At 39.4% G+C, this 17,054-nt stretch carries 18 protein-coding genes and 1 pseudogene; 14 read left to right on the top strand and 5 right to left on the bottom strand.

Annotated elements, in window-relative coordinates; translation table 11 throughout:
• The first annotated feature begins 268 nt into the window (after positions 1–268).
• The 13 genes from murA (at position 269) to AC1DCY_RS08380 (ending at position 9,951) form a co-directional block, all read left to right on the top strand.
• Positions 269–1,582 (top strand): UDP-N-acetylglucosamine 1-carboxyvinyltransferase, encoded by a 1,314-nt coding sequence (gene murA, locus AC1DCY_RS08440; protein WP_477349165.1) that lies wholly within the window; start codon positions 269–271, stop codon positions 1,580–1,582.
• Between the two features lie 267 nt (positions 1,583–1,849).
• The gene (gene spoIID / locus AC1DCY_RS08435; RefSeq protein ID WP_477349164.1) at positions 1,850–2,758 is read left to right on the top strand and encodes a stage II sporulation protein D; all 909 of its coding nucleotides are present in this window, start codon (positions 1,850–1,852) and stop codon (positions 2,756–2,758) included.
• 37 nt (positions 2,759–2,795) lie between these two features.
• The gene (locus AC1DCY_RS08430; protein ID WP_477349163.1) at positions 2,796–3,464 is read left to right on the top strand and encodes a peptidoglycan DD-metalloendopeptidase family protein; all 669 of its coding nucleotides are present in this window, start codon (positions 2,796–2,798) and stop codon (positions 3,462–3,464) included.
• A gap of 481 nt (positions 3,465–3,945) precedes the next feature.
• Positions 3,946–4,206 (top strand): sporulation transcriptional regulator SpoIIID, encoded by a 261-nt coding sequence (locus tag AC1DCY_RS08425; RefSeq protein WP_079559420.1) that lies wholly within the window; start codon positions 3,946–3,948, stop codon positions 4,204–4,206.
• A gap of 223 nt (positions 4,207–4,429) precedes the next feature.
• Entirely contained in the window at positions 4,430–5,425 is a 996-nt protein-coding gene (mreB, locus tag AC1DCY_RS08420; protein WP_477349160.1) for a rod shape-determining protein MreB, read from the top strand.
• A gap of 21 nt (positions 5,426–5,446) precedes the next feature.
• Positions 5,447–6,280: a flagellar hook-basal body protein gene (locus AC1DCY_RS08415; RefSeq protein WP_477349158.1), complete on the top strand. Its 834-nt coding sequence runs from the start codon at positions 5,447–5,449 to the stop codon at positions 6,278–6,280.
• Positions 6,281–6,304: 24 nt separating this feature from the next.
• On the top strand, positions 6,305–7,144 hold the full coding sequence (locus AC1DCY_RS08410; protein WP_477349156.1) for a flagellar hook-basal body protein: 840 nt from the start codon (positions 6,305–6,307) through the stop codon (positions 7,142–7,144).
• A gap of 47 nt (positions 7,145–7,191) precedes the next feature.
• Positions 7,192–7,476 carry a DNA-directed RNA polymerase subunit beta gene (locus tag AC1DCY_RS08405; protein WP_477349154.1) on the top strand — a complete coding sequence of 95 codons (285 nt, stop codon included), beginning with the start codon at positions 7,192–7,194 and terminating at the stop codon, positions 7,474–7,476.
• Positions 7,477–7,689: 213 nt separating this feature from the next.
• Entirely contained in the window at positions 7,690–8,133 is a 444-nt protein-coding gene (gene fabZ, locus AC1DCY_RS08400) for a 3-hydroxyacyl-ACP dehydratase FabZ (protein ID WP_323648661.1), read from the top strand.
• Positions 8,134–8,326: 193 nt separating this feature from the next.
• Positions 8,327–8,710: a hypothetical protein gene (locus tag AC1DCY_RS08395; protein ID WP_477349152.1), complete on the top strand. Its 384-nt coding sequence runs from the start codon at positions 8,327–8,329 to the stop codon at positions 8,708–8,710.
• A gap of 107 nt (positions 8,711–8,817) precedes the next feature.
• Complete coding sequence (locus AC1DCY_RS08390) at positions 8,818–9,231, top strand: hypothetical protein (protein ID WP_477349150.1); 414 nt, start codon at positions 8,818–8,820, stop codon at positions 9,229–9,231.
• A gap of 22 nt (positions 9,232–9,253) precedes the next feature.
• On the top strand, positions 9,254–9,688 hold the full coding sequence (locus AC1DCY_RS08385; protein WP_477349279.1) for a hypothetical protein: 435 nt from the start codon (positions 9,254–9,256) through the stop codon (positions 9,686–9,688).
• Positions 9,685–9,951 carry a hypothetical protein gene (locus AC1DCY_RS08380; protein ID WP_477349277.1) on the top strand — a complete coding sequence of 89 codons (267 nt, stop codon included), beginning with the start codon at positions 9,685–9,687 and terminating at the stop codon, positions 9,949–9,951. Before AC1DCY_RS08385 ends, AC1DCY_RS08380 begins: the two co-directional genes overlap by 4 nt.
• A 152-nt stretch (positions 9,952–10,103) precedes the next feature.
• On the opposite strand, the pseudogene AC1DCY_RS08375 reads toward AC1DCY_RS08380, so the two are convergent.
• The 3 genes and pseudogenes from AC1DCY_RS08375 to AC1DCY_RS08365 all read right to left on the bottom strand — a co-directional run.
• Positions 10,104–10,490: pseudogene (locus tag AC1DCY_RS08375) on the bottom strand (nuclease-related domain-containing protein); the annotation flags it as partial.
• A gap of 165 nt (positions 10,491–10,655) precedes the next feature.
• Positions 10,656–11,081, bottom strand: coding sequence for a YwpF family protein (locus AC1DCY_RS08370; RefSeq protein ID WP_477349148.1), 426 nt, complete (start codon positions 11,079–11,081; stop codon positions 10,656–10,658).
• Between the two features lie 205 nt (positions 11,082–11,286).
• Positions 11,287–11,568 (bottom strand): hypothetical protein, encoded by a 282-nt coding sequence (locus AC1DCY_RS08365; protein WP_477349146.1) that lies wholly within the window; start codon positions 11,566–11,568, stop codon positions 11,287–11,289.
• 271 nt (positions 11,569–11,839) lie between these two features.
• Between AC1DCY_RS08365 and AC1DCY_RS08360 the strand changes: the two genes are divergently transcribed.
• Positions 11,840–12,262: a single-stranded DNA-binding protein gene (locus tag AC1DCY_RS08360; protein ID WP_477349144.1), complete on the top strand. Its 423-nt coding sequence runs from the start codon at positions 11,840–11,842 to the stop codon at positions 12,260–12,262.
• A 260-nt stretch (positions 12,263–12,522) separates the two neighbouring features.
• On the opposite strand, the gene AC1DCY_RS08355 is transcribed toward AC1DCY_RS08360, so the two are convergent.
• The gene (locus AC1DCY_RS08355; RefSeq protein ID WP_477349142.1) at positions 12,523–15,285 is read right to left on the bottom strand and encodes a DEAD/DEAH box helicase; all 2,763 of its coding nucleotides are present in this window, start codon (positions 15,283–15,285) and stop codon (positions 12,523–12,525) included.
• Complete coding sequence (locus AC1DCY_RS08350; protein WP_477349141.1) at positions 15,282–16,856, bottom strand: hypothetical protein; 1,575 nt, start codon at positions 16,854–16,856, stop codon at positions 15,282–15,284. Before AC1DCY_RS08350 ends, AC1DCY_RS08355 begins: the two co-directional genes overlap by 4 nt.
• Positions 16,857–17,054 lie beyond the last annotated feature (198 nt).

The following is a 17,054-nucleotide window of genomic DNA, read 5'->3' as shown; positions in this document are numbered from 1 at the left end:
GATTTGGTTTTTGTTCACAAATCCTTGGGTATATATTAGAAATTTACGCTTTTCTTCCGTGTTATTGGTCATTCACAAAAAAAAAAATCACGCGTACAATAAATAAATAGCAAAATATTAATAAATGACGTAAAATAGTGATTTGGATGCTTGAACGAGCGTAAGAAAAGTTGTACTATAGAGTTGTTTGTTTACTGATTATGACATTATATTTCTTTTTAAAATAAAATTTTGATAGTTTAATAGATTGAATTCGGAGGGACATAGGGTGGAAAAAATAATAGTGACTGGCGGCCAAAAGCTACAAGGGAAAGTGCGCGTAGAGGGCGCAAAAAATGCGGTGTTACCAATCCTAGCAGCGGCTTTACTTGCTTCTAAAGGAGAAAATGTAATTAAAGAAGTCCCTAACTTAGCAGATGTCTTTACTATAAATGAAGTACTTAAAAGTCTAAATGCGGCAGTTACATATATACCTGAGGATAATACAGTATATATAGATACAACTAAAGAACTTTCTAGTGAAGCTCAATTTGAATTTGTTAGTAAAATGCGTGCATCGATTTTAGTGATGGGTTCTTTGCTTGCTCGAAATGGTTATGCTCGTGTTGCTTTACCAGGGGGCTGTGCAATTGGTTCCCGTCCAATTGAGTTACATTTAAAGGGCTTTGAAGCTATGGGAGCAAAAATCTCTTTTGGCCATGGATATGTAGAGGCGAAGGCAGAAGGACGTTTAAAAGGCGCAAATGTGTATTTGGATTTCCCAAGTGTTGGGGCAACTGAAAATATTATGACAGCTGCAGCCTTAGCGCAAGGTACAACTGTAATTGAAAATGCTGCAAAAGAGCCTGAAATTGTAGATCTTGCAAACTTCATTAATAGTATGGGTGGTCGTGTCATCGGTGCAGGTACGAATACGATTCGTATCGAAGGAGTCGATACATTATATGGAACAGAACATCATATTATTCCTGACCGTATTGAAGCTGGCACATTTATGGTTGCAGCAGCAATTACAAAAGGTGATGTAACGATTGAAAATGCTGTTCCTGAGCATATGACTGCATTAATTGCAAAAATGCGTGAAATGGGTGTAGAAATCACTGAGCTAGATGAAGGAATCCGTGTACGTGCTCCTAAAACATTAAAAGCCGTTGATATTAAAACTATGCCACATCCAGGCTTCCCGACAGATATGCAATCTCAAATGATGGCCTTAATGTTAACTGCTGAAGGTACGAGTATTATTACGGAAACGGTTTTTGAAAATCGTTTTATGCATGTTGAGGAGTTCCGTCGCATGAATGCCGGTGCTAAAATAGAAGGACGTTCTGTGTTTATCGAAGGGCCAGTAAATATTCAGGGTGCTGAAGTAATGGCGACTGATTTACGAGCTGCGGCTGCACTAATTTTAGCAGGTCTTGTATCTGAAGGTATGACTCGAGTGACAAAGCTTCACCATTTAGATCGCGGTTATGTCGATTTCCATGGCAAGCTGGCTGCACTTGGCGCACAAATTGAACGTGTACCAGTTGAGGAAGTTATCATTAAAGAGAAAACAACTGTTGAATTACCAACAAACTAAATAGATTTATAAACCCTTTGCTTACGAGCAGAGGGTTTTTTCTTTATAGTTTAATCCAAACTGGCGATAGTGACGCTGCAATAGGGTGATTCATTAGTGAACATTAGATGGAAAAAGGACTAAAACCGTCTCATCAGTGACAGTGTATCTGCGGAAATCAACCTCACGTTATGGTGATAAGCAATTTTTAGAGCTCTCTATCGATCACATATTTTGAAGAGTTTCAGCATATTATTCCTTATGAAAAAATGGATAATGAGTATAGGCATGATTTGTTTGATTGGAGCATTATATATGCTTCCTGTGGCATTTGGTGAGAGACTTAAGGCTGAGGATTCGCCTGTAACAACAGAGCAAGCTTGTGAAATATTCATAGAAGTGGAGGGACAACAGGAGAAAATCCCTTTAGAAACGTATGTAACTGGTGTGGTAGCTGCAGAAATGCCTGTGTCATTTAATAAAGAAGCTTTAAAGGCGCAAGCTATTGCAGCAAGGACATACGCGTTGAAATCGACAAATTACGGTAAAATAGCTATCGCTCCTACTGTTGCTAGACAAGTTTTTTACAATAAAGAGCAAAGAAAAGAGAATTGGACTAGCAATTTCCCGGGGAATGAAAAGAAAATTGTCGAGGCTATAAATGAAACGAAAGGACAAGTTCTTCTATATAATAATGAATTAATTACGGCAATGTTTCATTCTACGAGTAATGGGAAAACAGAAAGTGCCTACGATTTTAGTGGCAATGAGGTACCTTATTTACAAAGTGTTGCGAGTAATTCGGATCTAACATCACCAAAGTTTTCAGCGATGAAAGAATGGACATTAGCTGAATGGAATGCACTGTGGCCTGTTAAATGGCAGGCAAGTGACTTCAACCGTGTACAGTTTTTTTTTAATGATTCAGGACGTGTTGAGCGCATGCAGTTAGGTAAGAATGTATGGTCAGGACGAGAAGTACGAACACTTTTAGAAATACCATCAACAGATTTTAAAATTGCATATAATTCTGCTGCTGGAAAAGTGCAAGTGAGTACGAAAGGATATGGGCATGGGGTAGGAATGAGCCAATATGGAGCAGAGGCTATGGCAAGTGATGGGAAAACTGCTGACGAAATTTTACACTATTATTATCAAGATATTGAAATAAAAAAGATAGATGCATGTTTAAAATAACTTCTAGTTGTTCACACTGCAACTAGAGGTGATGAAAATGAGAGAGGATAAAAATAGTAAAACTTCTCAAAGTCAACAAGATGAAAAAGTTCAATTACAGAAGAAACCGTGGTTTTGGCCAGTTGTTTACGCTGGTGGGGCTCTAATGCTAGCAGGTTTGCTGCTTGGTTACAATAGTCTCGTATCAAAAGTAGAAGAGGCTCCGTCAACAAATGTAGCAGAAGTAGATTCAGGTCCTGTAGTTGAAACAAATGCAAAAACAGAAACAATGAAGTACCCATTCAAGGAAGCGAATCTAAGTAAAATTCAAGTTTCACAAGAGTTTTATGAAGTAGAGGCTAATGCTGAGTCACGTGAAAAAGCACTAATGGTATTTAATCAAACATTTACGACATCTTCCGGTATTACTCTTTCTATGAATGGTGAAGAATTTGAAGTACTTGCTGCTCTAAGTGGTAAAGTAAAACAAGTAAAACTTGATGCATTTACAGGCAATAAAATTGTTATTGAGCATGCAGATGGTAAAGAAACGCATTATAGCTCTGTAAAAGACATTGCTGTCAAGGAAGGCGATGAGGTAACACAAGGTCAAGTACTTGGAAAAGCGACTGACAATGAGTGGAACCAAAGCGCTGGCGTAAACTTGCATTTTGAAGTACTAGAAAACGGGAAATATATTAATCCGAAAAAATTACTAGCATTTTAATTTATTTCAGTAGAAGCCTCTCACCTCTATAGGTGGGAGGCTTCTGCTGGTTTAAGTCACTTTTCAGTGGGTATCCAAACAACTGCTGAAATAGAGGAACTAATGCTAAGAACTTCACATGTTGCCGCTACCGCTTCGCTTTCGCACAGAAAAACAATTGTCCCTGTCGCTTCGCTTTCGCGCAGAAAAACAATTGTTGTCGCTGCCGCTTCGCTTTCGCACAGAAAACATTTGTCGGTTTAAAGCCTCCGGAGGCAATTATGCCGAAGCATAAAGATGATAGGAAAACCCGTAGATTTCAAATATAGTAAATGAAAATATACATTGAGAGAAACTAATACTAAAAAATGCATAAAAAATCGGTATTTTATCGTGAAAATGTAAAACGTGTTCTGAACAGCTTTGTCCTCACATAAGGTGAAGAAATACGCAGACGTGCATCTGATGCCATTTGTGAAATTGTGTGGAAAGGACGAAGAACGTGCACGAGCACATTCGGAAGCGCTGCATACGCCTCGGTGAATTATTGATTGAGACGCGTGAAACTGTGCGTGTCCTCGCGAAAATGACAGGTTATTCTAAAAGTACGGTGCACAAAGATTTAACAGAGCGACTACCAACAATTCATGAAGGATTAGCTGAGCAAGTGAAGGAAATACTCGCCTACCATAAGGCCGTACGTCATATTCGTGGAGGAGAGGCAACGAAAAACAAGTGGAAAGAAAGAGCGAGTCATGAATGATTCGTTCTTTTTTTTGATGCAAAGGACAAGCTAGAATATGAACCATAAAAAAAGTGCTGAAACGATTTCTTCTTTTCAATAAGTGTTCATATAATTGAAAGAATGACAGTTCCATTAACTAAAATTAGGTGTAATTACCAATCGTATATGATAAAATATTCTAGATAAACAGATAAAAATGAACGTTATGTAGTTGGAAATGGCGGGAAGGAGAAATTATAAAATGTTTTCGAAAGATATTGGCATTGACTTAGGGACTGCGAACGTATTAATACACGTTAAAGGTAAAGGCATCGTCTTAAATGAACCATCTGTTGTGGCGATTGATAAAAAAACAAATAAAGTATTAGCGGTGGGGGAAGAGGCTCGCCAAATGGTAGGGCGTACACCGGGTAATATTATTGCAATTCGTCCACTACGAGATGGTGTCATTGCAGATTTTGACGTTACAGAAGCGATGCTAAAACATTTCATCAACAAATTAAACGTCAAAGGATTTTTAGCTAAGCCACGTATTTTAATTTGCTGTCCAACAAACATTACTAGTGTTGAACAAAAAGCTATCCGAGAAGCTGCAGAAAAATCAGGTGGAAAAAAAGTATACTTAGAAGAAGAACCAAAAGTTGCAGCTATTGGAGCGGGCATGGATATATTCCAACCTAGCGGCAATATGGTAGTCGATATTGGCGGCGGAACAACAGATATTGCAGTCCTATCGATGGGTGATATTGTAACGAGCGAGTCCATCAAGGTAGCAGGAGACATTTTTGATAATGATATTTTACAATATATTAAAAAAGAATATAAATTGCTAATTGGTGAACGTACTGCAGAAGCCATAAAAATTACAATCGGTACAGTCTTTAAAGGTAGCCGAAATGATTCGATGGACATTCGTGGTCGAGACATGGTAACAGGTTTACCACGTACTATAACGATTCACTCCGAGGAGATTGAACGTGCATTACATGAATCGGTTGCTATGATTGTTCAATCTGCAAAAAATGTTTTAGAAAAAACACCACCAGAGCTATCAGCTGATATTATTGATCGTGGGGTCATTATTACTGGCGGTGGTGCATTACTACACGGTATGGATCAGCTATTAATCGAAGAGCTAAAGGTACCTGTGTTCATTGCAGAGCAACCTATGGATTGTGTAGCAATTGGTACAGGCATTATGCTAGAAAATATTGATCGAGTACCTGCATCCCTATAAAAATATAATGAGGTGATTCCTTTGTTCAAAGGGTTTTATACAGTTGCAACTGGTATGATTGCACAGCAAAGACGAACAGAATTACTAACCAATAATTTATCAAATGCGAATACACCTGGATTTAAAGCAGACCAATCAACAATTCGCTCTTTTCCCGACATGCTCATGTCAAGTGTAGGAAAAACAAATGCATCTGCTAAGGAGCAAGCAGGCTCTCAATATATGAGTCAAGTTGGCGCATTAAATACAGGGATTTATATGCAAGAGACATTACCAAATTACATACAAGGCCAAATCTATAGCACTGATTTCACGACAGATATGGCTTTGATCGATGGAAACTTACCGCAAAATGAAGATGGTACTTCTGGATCTATTTTCTTCCGTTTAGCACATCCAGATGGTGGCGAAGCATATACACGCAACGGGAATTTTACTTTAGATGGTCAAGGCTATTTAGTAAATCCACAGGGACTGTATGTGCTATCAGACAGAGGACAACGCATCCAGCTACCGAATGATGATTTCCGCCTAGATGAGAATGGGGCAATATATGTTAATAATCAGCAAGTAGCTCGTGTTGGAGTATCATTTTCAGCAAATCCGAACATGCTAAGTAAGCAGGATAATGGTTTAATTCGAACTGAAAACGGTGAGAACTTACCGACAGCTTACGGTGCCAATGGCGTAGCCTTTACACTGCGTCAAAATTATCTAGAGGGCTCAAACGTAGACTCTAGTCGTACAATGACTGATTTAATGACAGCATATCGCGCTTTCGAAGCTAACCAAAAAGTGTTACAGGCTTATGATCGCAGCATGGAAAAGGCTGCCAATGAAATCGGAAAAGTATAATAGGCGAACTGGAGGCGTTTGAACATGCTACGTACCATGATGACTGCAACAAACACAATGGGGCAATTACAAAATAGACTAGATACAATTAGTAATAACATTGCCAATAGCAATACACAGGGCTTTAAATCAAAAGAGGCTACATTTAATGAATTGCTTTATCAGCAATATAACAATGACAAGCAAGATCGTGCTGCTCGACAATCACCTGTTGGCATCCGATATGGTTCAGGCGCAATGCTTGGACAAATCCAATCTAATCACAAGCAAGGCTCTCTACAAACAACAAATCGAGACCTTGATTTAGCTTTTACAAAACCAAAACAATATTTCAATATTTTAATGCCAGATGGTGAAAATGGCGCAAAAACAGTGTATACTCGTCAAGGTGACTTTTATTTATCACCATTAAATAATGGAACAGTAATGGTTGTAACTGCAGATGGATATCCATTGGCAAATGAAAATGGACAAGCTATTACATTACCGGATAATGTAAAAAGTTTTGCGATCCGTGATGGGGGCGTATTAGAAGCGTTATATCCAAATGGAGAGATTAGACGTACTAATGTAGGGGTGACAGAGTTCCAAAAGCCACAGCTTATGGAGGACATTTCTGGATCCTACGTTGGATTGCCGAATAACCTGGCTCAGCTAGGATATAATCAAGCTGATGTTGTCACTGAATTACGAGGAGCAAATCGTCAGCAAATTGGTATGCAGAGCGGTTCGCTAGAAATGTCGAATGTAGATCTTTCAAAGGAAATGACGGATTTAATTCAGACGCAGCGTTCTTATCAATTCAATGCAAGAGCTGTAACTTTAGCAGACCAAATGCTTGGGCTCATTAATGGTATTCGATAGTAAATCCGATATTACTGTTTAGTAAGTAATGAAGAGGAGTACAATCTATGACAAACGATTCAAGTCGAGGTTCTATGCAAACAAAAGAAACCGATACGCCACCAGAAGAGAAGGAACAAGGCTCAAATGGAGAGCAACGAGAGGTTCGATGGGTGCAAATACGGCTGATTCCGATTTGGCTACGCGTTGTACTTATTATCATCTTAGTTGTTATTGCCGCAGTTGTAGGTGCAATGTTTGGCTATAGTGTAATTGGACAAGGTAAAGCCATGGACGTTTTCAAACCAGAAACATGGCAGCATATATTTGATATTATGAATGGTAAAGAATAATTTTATTCTTTACCATGCTTTGTGTTTACATAAAATATCTTCATTCAGTAGGTGTTGGACATCCACTGAATAAAAATATAGCCTCCGGCGGATGTCACAGATTTTGAATTATGCGTGCACAATTCAAAATCCGGTCGCATTGTTTATCTGCGCGAAAGCAAAGCGGCAGCGGCAATTACGCCAAGGCGAAATTGATATTAAGGGGGAAAAGAAATGTTAACAGCAGAACAAATTCAAGCAATTTTACCGCATCGTTATCCTTTTTTATTCGTTGATCGTATCGTTGAATTAGAAGAAGGTAAGCGTGCAGTTGGTTTAAAAAATGTCTCTATGAACGAGGACTTTTTTAATGGGCATTTTCCTGGCTATCCAGTAATGCCTGGGGTTTTAATTGTAGAGGCGCTAGCTCAAGTCGGTGGTGTAGCATTATTAAACGCAGATGAATTCAAAGGTCGTCTAGCTTTCTTGACGGGTATTGATAATTGCCGTTTCAAGCGCCAAGTAGTGCCGGGAGATCAACTTCGATTAGAGGTAGAGTTCGTGAAACTACGTGGAGTAATGGGTAAAGGCCACGGTGTGGCAACAGTCGATGGAGAACTAGTGTGTGAAGCGGATATTCTATTTGCCATTGGACCTGCACAACCAAAACAAGTGTAATTTGCAATTATAGGCTAAAAGATTTAAAATAATTATATCGAATATTGTCTTATACTGCTAATCTTTTAATAGTTTATCTATAGGTAGTGCAGTTAAAGAAATCACGATGTTTTATAAAAATACAAATGGCGTTATATGTGATTGTGAATTAATACATGTAGTTTTGTTTTTAAAACGTAGGAGGATTATATAGATGTATAAGGAATTGTCTTCAGGTGTTAAAATTAGCATTACGCGTTCGATTTCAACATCTTTTGAATCATACTTAGCAGGTATTGATTGGAAAGAGGAGCGTTTTTCTATGGAAGACTTCATTGCTAGCTGGCAAACTTATTTTAAAGAAAATGCCGCATGGATCGAAAAAATCCCAGCAGATGTTTTGATGAGTACTGAATTCCATGAAGAGATGGCGCAGAAAATCGATGAAGTAATTGCAAAAATTTTAAATGAAGAACCAACAGCTAAACAATTTGAAACAATCGAGGCCTTACAAAAAGAGTTAGGTACAAATTATAGTTATGACTGTAAAGCAGAAGCAGCATACATTGAACAATTGTTAAAAGAAAAACAAAAATAGTTTGTACAAAAATCGGATAGTTCCCTCCTTTCCCGGGCAATCTATGTAGGATCACAAATACACACATTGTATTTGTTGACATAGAACCGAGAAAGGAGGTTTTTTCTATGTGGAGAATGTCATTTTTGGCAATTATTCTTGCTGCTTTATTCCTTGGAGGTTGTAACTGGGGTAACAAAGCTGTTGAAACAAGACCAGTGGAGAACGTTAAACACGACGTTAACCGAGGTGTTGAGAAAGTAGAAGATGTTGTAGAGCCGACTAGAAGAAATGACGTTTACAATCGTGACGTAAATGGTGTTAACCGTAACACTGTTCTTCCTGAAGCTGCAGCACCAGGTACAACTACACCAGGTACAACAACTACACCAAGAACTACAACACCAGGTACAACGACAGTACCAGGAACTACGACGCCAGGAACAAATGCTGATTTAAATGGTACAAATGGCTATAACAACGTACCAAATGCAAACGGCGTTGTTAAAGAAAAGGTCGTCGAAGAGAAAGTAACGCGATAATATAAAAAAGAGTGTTTCCAATATGGAAGCACTCTTTTTTCAATTCGTGAGGGGGAAATGCACGAGCTGGAAGAGAAGTGAATACTCGCGGGAGAGGAAGGAATACTCGCGGGAGAGGAGTGAATACTCGCGGGAGGGGAAGGAATACTCGCGGGAGAGGAAGGAATACTCGCGGAAGAGGAGTGAATACTCGCGGAAGAGGAGTGAATACTCGCGGAAGAGGAAGGAATACTCGCGGAAGAGGAAGGAATACTCGCGGAAGAGGAAGGAATACTCGAGAGAGAGAAAGGAATACTCGCGGAAGAGGAAGGAATACTCGCGGAAGAGGAAGGAATACTCGCGGAAGAGGAAGGAATACTCGCGGAAGAGGAAGGAATACTCGCGGAAGAGGAAGGAATACTCGCGGAAGAGAAAGGAATACCCGGGGATAGAAGGAATACTCGCGGAAGATAAGTGAATACTCGCGGAAGAGGAGTGAATACTCGCGGAAGAGAAGTGAATACTCGCGGAAGAGAAGGAAATACTCGCGGAAGAGAAGTGAATACTCGCGAAGAGAAAGGAATACCCGCGGCGATAAGTGAATACTCGCGGAAGAGAAGCAAATACTCGCTGGAGAGAAGGAATACTCGCCATTTCGGACAAAGCACGCCTTGGCGAAATCGTGATGAATCAATAGCAACCGGAATTTTCGATGGCTGTTGTCTACTAAGAAGTAGTTGAGCAATTTGAGTTAGCTGTTCATCGCTTAAAATGGTTTGTGTATATTTTTTAAAAAGGGAATGAAGATGTTTTTGAAGTCCTGAAACATGGAAAATTGGAATTGTATTTGGATGACTTGCAATGATAGCAGAGGGGTTAGCGATGATAACCGCACCCTCAATGGGGAGAGAATAGTTTTGGTAAATAACTTTAAGAAATTGCATATGCCGTTGGGTCTGTGTAATTGCATTGGGAAATCCTTCGACAGTTCCATCTGGTTTCGTTCGAATACATTGATGAGTAATATCGTCAAAATCAAGACGTCCGTTAATATTTTTTATTTCAACAACTAGCATAAAATTACTGCAAATGAAAAGCGTATCGAGTTGATGTGAATGCTGAGCTGAATTCATCAGAATTAAATTATGTAACACTAAAAAAGTATAGGGACATACTAATTCAAGCCATTCACGGTCAACTCTCCTTTCACCAGCAAAGCCAGCATCAAATCTTCGGAATTGCTCATTATAATAGCTAAAATCAGGATCCTCTTCGAACAAACGCCTTTTTAAAGCCTCAAGCCACAATAATTTTACAGGCTTTTCCCTAATAGCAATATTCAAGTGTAGTTACCTCCTATAATTTTCACATCGTATTTTACCTTAAAATCTCTATCTGTCCAATAAAAAAATAACGATGCAAATTTTTGCATCGTTAAATCGAGTTCAATCATTTTTGAGTTTTGGTCGTTCTTTCATACCGTGTGAGAAGCGGTCCAATAGCTTATCTAACGTAACTCCCTCAGCTAGTAATTCGGCTAGTAATTGCTCGGCATATTTCGAGCGTTTTGTCTTTAGCATCCCTTTTAAAAGAACAGAGATGTGCTCGCCAATCTCTTGAACTGTATGTACGACAACCTGAAAAGGAGCGGGCTCATTATCTGGAAATGAAATAACTGCACGTACATTAAAGACAGTAGCATTCGCTAAAAGTTCATCAAAAGTTGAACGATATTGCCGGTCCATAAACAGTTCGAGAATCCAAGATTGATGGCTGTTTTCCTGGTTAATGATAATACCATCGACTAAAGGGAAAGGTTGCATGCCGTCTTTTGTGACAAGGTCAAAGGAAAGCATCTTAAATGTTTTCATTATGTAGTATCCTCCTAAGTCGGTCATCCTTTTTAGTATAACATATTCAATTAGCCCTGTTTAACTTCATTCAGCAAGTGTTTTAGTAGCGAAAGCAAAGCGCCAGGTACAGAAGTTTCTCACCGCTATAAGTGGTGAGATAAATGCCGTTTTAAGTCATTTTTCAACAGGTGTCCAAGCATTCGCTGAAATAGAGAAACTCAGTCTAAGAACGCCACGTCCTGTGGCTACGACCGAGTGACCAACATCTTGTTGTTGCTGTCGCTTCGCATCGCTTTCGCTTTCGCTTTGCTTTCGCTTCGCTTTCGCTTCGCTTTCGCTTTCGCTTCGCTTTCGCTTCGCTTTCGCTTCGCTTCGCTTTCGCTTCGCTTTCGCTTCGCTTTCGCTTCGCTTTCGCTTCGCTTTCGCTTCGCTTTCGCTTCGCTTTCGCTTCGCTTTCGCTTCGCTTTCGCTTCGCTTTCGCTTCGCTTACGCACAGACAAAACATGTTGCTATCGCTTCGCTTCGCACAGACAAAACATGTCGCTGTCGCTGCGATAAATCTGCAAAAACAGCGAAATTGTATATTTCAACAATTAGCATTTGCTATTACAGCGAAAAGCATTCGGCCCAAAAAAATTTAAAATAAATGAAAAGTAAAAGCCTCAATATACCAAATTTATGATTGAAAACTAAGGGAAATGATAGAAATCGACTTTTGCCAACGGTGGATTAATTTTTGTAAGATGAGAGCAATCAAACGCAAAGGAGGTGAATCAATGAACCAAGTCGGACTGGTCGGAAGGTTAACAAAGGATCCAGTGTTACGACACTTATCTGGAAATCGTGTGCAAGCACATTTTACTCTAGCCATTAATCGCAATTACAAAAACAGTCGTGGGGAAGTGGAGGCTGACTTTATTCTCTGTACAGTATGGGGAAGGCTTGCAGAGCATATCGTCAAATATTGCGGAAAAGGCTCATTAATTGGGGTGAACGGTCGTATTCAATCAAGATCGTTTTTAAATGAAGAAAGCACAAAGGTTTTTATAACAGAAATAGTCGTAGAAGATGTCCGATTTTATCGGCTTAAGCCAAGGGATAGCGATGGGGCAATTGTGCCTCCAAAGCCACCAGATGAGCAGGAAGGCTTAAAGGATTTTGTGCTACCTAAGGCAGAAGTACAATTGCCGGTAATATAGCAGCTCTTATTGTTACATACGGGGCAAGGGACAAGTTGTCTGATCCGCCATTTTCCTTCTATTACTTGCGCCGTAATCAATTTAGAAAGGAATGATGTCTACATTTCATAACGAAGTTCATTGCTGAAGACCGCACAGCAATGAGCATTTATAACACAACTAAATATAAATATGAAGTAAGTAGGGGAAGAAGTAACAGTAATATCCACTGAAATAAAAGAGCGCCAAGAACATTGTGCTCTTGGCGCATTTACTCATTTTTAAAAATCGAGCGTCATTAAATCACGAAGTTCGTCATCTTCTAACTCAGTTAACCACTGGCTTGATTGAATTAGTTCTTCTGATAATGCAGATTTTTGGGCTAGCATTTTATCGATTTTCTCTTCGATAGTACCAATTGTAACAAACTTATGCACTTGCACAAATTGTGTTTGGCCAATTCGATATGCACGGTCAGTCGCTTGATTTTCAACGGCAGGATTCCACCAGCGATCTGCGTGTAATACATGATTTGCCGCTGTTAAATTGAGCCCTGTTCCACCCGCTTTTAAGGAAAGGATAAATATTGGGAAATCTCCTGCCTGAAAAGTCTCTACTAAGCGGTCACGCTGCTGCTTAGGCATTGCACCTGTTAAGAACGGTGCATCAATATTATATAGTTCACTAAAACAATGCTGTAGTAATTGCCCCATTCCAATATATTGTGTGAAAATGAGGCACTGCTCGCCGTTGTCCACGATTTCTGTAGCCATTTGCACAAGACGTTCTAATTTCGTAGAACGAGTGAGCATTGATTCGGCATCCTCGAAAGGTTCTTTTAAATATAAGGCAGGATGATTACATAATTGCTTTAACTTACTGAGCATCTTTAAGACGCGTCCCTTTTTCTGAAAGCCTGTTAATTGGTCCAGCTGATCGAGTGTCTCTAATATATATCCTTCGTATAGAGATGCTTGCTCAGTTGTTAATGGACAGTACTCATGAGACTCTTGTTTATCTGGTAAGTTAAGCTGTAAGTGTGGATCACGCTTTGTACGACGAAGCAAAAATGGTTGAATTTTTGCACGTAGCTTCTGTTTATGTGACTCAGACTCATCTCGTTCTATCGGTAAAATAAATTCTTCATTAAAGCGACCGAAGCTACCTAAATAGCCTTTATGGATAAAGTCAAAAATTGCCCATAGCTCTGATAAACGGTTTTCCACTGGTGTACCCGTTAAAGCAATATGATGCGTACCTTGTAATTTACGAATAGCCCTAGATTGTAGCGTTTGCATATTTTTAATATTTTGAGCTTCATCTAGTACAACTGTTGCCCATTCTACTTCCTGTAAAAACTCAGCATCCTGTGATACCGTGCCATAGGTAGATAAAATCACATGTGGTTTTTCTCTTCCTACAAGCTGTTTAAAAGCATCTTCTTTTGCTCGATTTGCCTGATAATGCGTATGCACACTCAAGGAAGGAGCAAAACGAGCGATTTCCTTTTGCCAGTTGCCTAGTACTGACGTAGGGCAAATAATGATGGATGGCTTTGTATCCCCAGTTGTTTCATAAAGATGAAGCAAATAAGAAATAAGCTGAACTGTTTTACCAAGACCCATATCATCGGCAAGACACGCACCAAAACTTTGTTCACGCATGAAGACAAGCCATTCAAAGCCCTCGTGCTGATAAGGACGTAATTCTGCCTGCAAAGATGTAGGAACCGGTACAGTAGGAAGTCCTTTTTTCTCAGAAAGCTGTTCCATATAGGATTTAAGCGATTTTTGCAGTTCAAATGCAAAAATCGGGTCATCGCGCATTGCATCATCAGCATCTTCTTCTTCGAGAGGTAAGGATAAATCCTCTGGTAGCTCACGGAATAGCAATTCACGAACGGTCCAGCTTTCATCTTCGGCTTGCTGCATTAATGCACGCATTTCTTGCATCCAGTTTGCATCGACTCTAAACCATTCTGTACCAATACGAATGAATTCACGTTTCTCCTCTACAAGCTTTTTAAATTGCTCAGGTGAAATGGACTGTCCATTCATAGAAAACTGCCATTTGAACGTTAAAATATCATCTAGTCCAGCAACTTTCTTTGTCGCTACATTGCCAGTACTTACACGAACACGCATTTTTGATTGTTTTAAATCTTTAAGCCAAGCAGGTAATACAACGTCAAAGCCGAGTGCTTGTAATCTTGCTAAATCCTCACGTAAAAATGTTCGAATTTGTAAATCGTCAAGCATAATACGGATGAAAATATCGTTACGTACATCTTCAATAGAAAGAAGATCTACAATTTGTCCTTGTTGTTGTTCAATAGCTTCAGCATACATTTGCCATTTTACCGGTAGAGCGTCAGCGATTGGAAGTGACTGCTTTCGCATAGCAGGTGTCCAGTAGTTTTTGGCTGTAGCCGTGCTAAGTACTGTTTCTAAAAGCCAAACATCTGAATCTTCCTCAGGCTCACCTAAGCGTAGGGAGACAGTAACAGCACCTGCCTGTCGTTCTTGCTCCAATGGCCAACCACCACGCAAGAAAAATGGCATTAGCTTTGGTAAATCAGACAGTACAAGACCTGCTTGAGCTAGTTTTTGCTGCACTGCCGTTTCTAATAAAGCTGTATCTTCACCTTCTATAGGGAATGTTAGTGCTGAAAAATCATCTGCAATTACTGCGTGTGACCAGAGCGAGGGCTCCTGCCAATACGTTTGTAGAGCAGACGCTTTTTCTAGCCACACCTGACTTTCTGCGTTCGCACCTTGCCATGCAATAAAAGGATGGAGATAGCGCTGTGAAAAAATATCAAGGAGCTCAGAGGTTGAAACGTCAATCGTACGTTCTGAACGATTGGTTAATAAACCATAGACATTCGCTTCATAGTTAAAAAATAATGAAGAAATGAGTGAGTCTGCTTCCATTGCTGCACCATCAGCAGTAATTCCCTGTAACGTAAAATATCCTTCCTGTGCTGCCTGAATACGAAGCTGTAGTTTTTTTGAAAACGGGGAAGGAGCATTTATAGTCATCATACTAAGTTTCCTTTCTCAATTTCTTCCTGTAATGCACGAAGTCGTTTATACTCTGCACGAATTGTTTGCATATATGTTTCAAAATAAGCAGTTTTACCAGCACGCTTTGCTGCACTGCGCATACTTTTCCAAATTCGTACAGCCTGCTTATAGTTCATACGTGATTTTTGTGTAATTTCAGTCATGGCATATAGATGATATAAGGGCAATACTGTTGCAGGTGCAACCTGAAGCACATCTTTCAATCCACACATTTCTAAATAAGAAAGGGAGGAGAGATTTAACTGATGGAGGGCTGCCCATTCACGATAACGTCCTTTTTTAATAAGAAAGAACGAAAACGGTTGAAGCCCATAAACACCAAATGCACTATATAATGTAGCTTCCTGTTCTTCCGTAAGCGGTATGTCTTCGTATAATAGCTGAAATTGTCTTACATATTGAGCACGTTTTACAACTGGCACTGTTTGCTGCAAAAAGACTTCGGTAAATGGTAGCATCGCACGTAAAATAATTGATTGTGCCTGTGATTCACCAGCACGTTTTGCAAAAGTAGCCAGCTCAAATAGGTCCTGCATATGTTGTTCATCAATATGTGCAATGCTTTCCTGTATTAAACTTTCTTTTTGTAGTAGCACATAAAATAGCAATTTTAATGACTCCAAGGAAATTTCAGGTGAAGGATTCTCAAGGTTATTTATAAGTGCTAATTCCTGGACACGACGCGGCTTTTCATAAAAAAGTACTGCCCAAAGTAACATATATATTTGTAGTCGATCAGCAAATAATCCTTGTCGTTCCAATAAAAGCTCCCGAACTAATTCCTGAATCGCATCATAAAATGGATCAGTGGCAAAAAGTCGTGATCGACCCGTTAGCTCTGTCAGTATACTTTCGAATGATTGAACACTTTGATCAATAAAATATTTCATATAAGGAGAATCCAACGAATGTCCTTTTGTCTCATTTAAATGACGCCATATTGTATTAAAGATCGATAGCTCTATAAAAAGCTTATAAAGTGGCTGCCACTCACGCTCGAATGGCATATGCCGTTGAAGTCGCTCCATTGCATCTGTCCGTATAGCAGAGAGGCCATACCCTTCTAGAATACGCCCAGGTGGTAATAAACGTTTCATTACTTCATTGACCATCAATTGCCAGCTTTCTGGACTTCGTTCATCTGCTAATGATTTTAATTGCACTGATTTTTGAGCGCGCCAAGCACTTGACCAATTTTGCACCGAATCAAAATACTGATAAAGAGCAAGCAATGTGCCAACCTGATGTCTACACCATTTCAGCTGTGGACAGTTACAGCGTAGCTCCTCTTTGGCAAAATCAATTTCTACAGTAGCAGGTCTGACATCCTGTACGCTTGCATATAATGTAGAACTTGCTCCATTAAAACGTTCAAAGACAACGGATTTATTCCGTACCGAAAAAACGGCACGACGCACTAGCTCTTCGTCTTCAGAAGAGGAAGGATGTAACGCCTGTTCAGCTTCCTGTAATTTGGCAAGGATAAATTCTTGATGTTCCTTAGCTAATTGGGCAATAGACAATGCCATAACCTCACTCCTTTCAAAATATATAGCTAGTGGGCATGTGTAAGTATGAATGAAAAAAGACTGTCCTTCCATTATACGATTAAAATGCGTACATGATAAGCTGAATGATTTGAAATAAAAAAATCAAGGAGAAGATAGTTAACAAGATAATTAATTTGTGTTAAAATCTGAATAATCAGATAAATAGGGAGGGATAAG

Source organism: Lysinibacillus sp. 10T31 (genome assembly GCF_056394365.1).
This window is presented reverse-complemented; position numbering and strand designations above follow the sequence as displayed.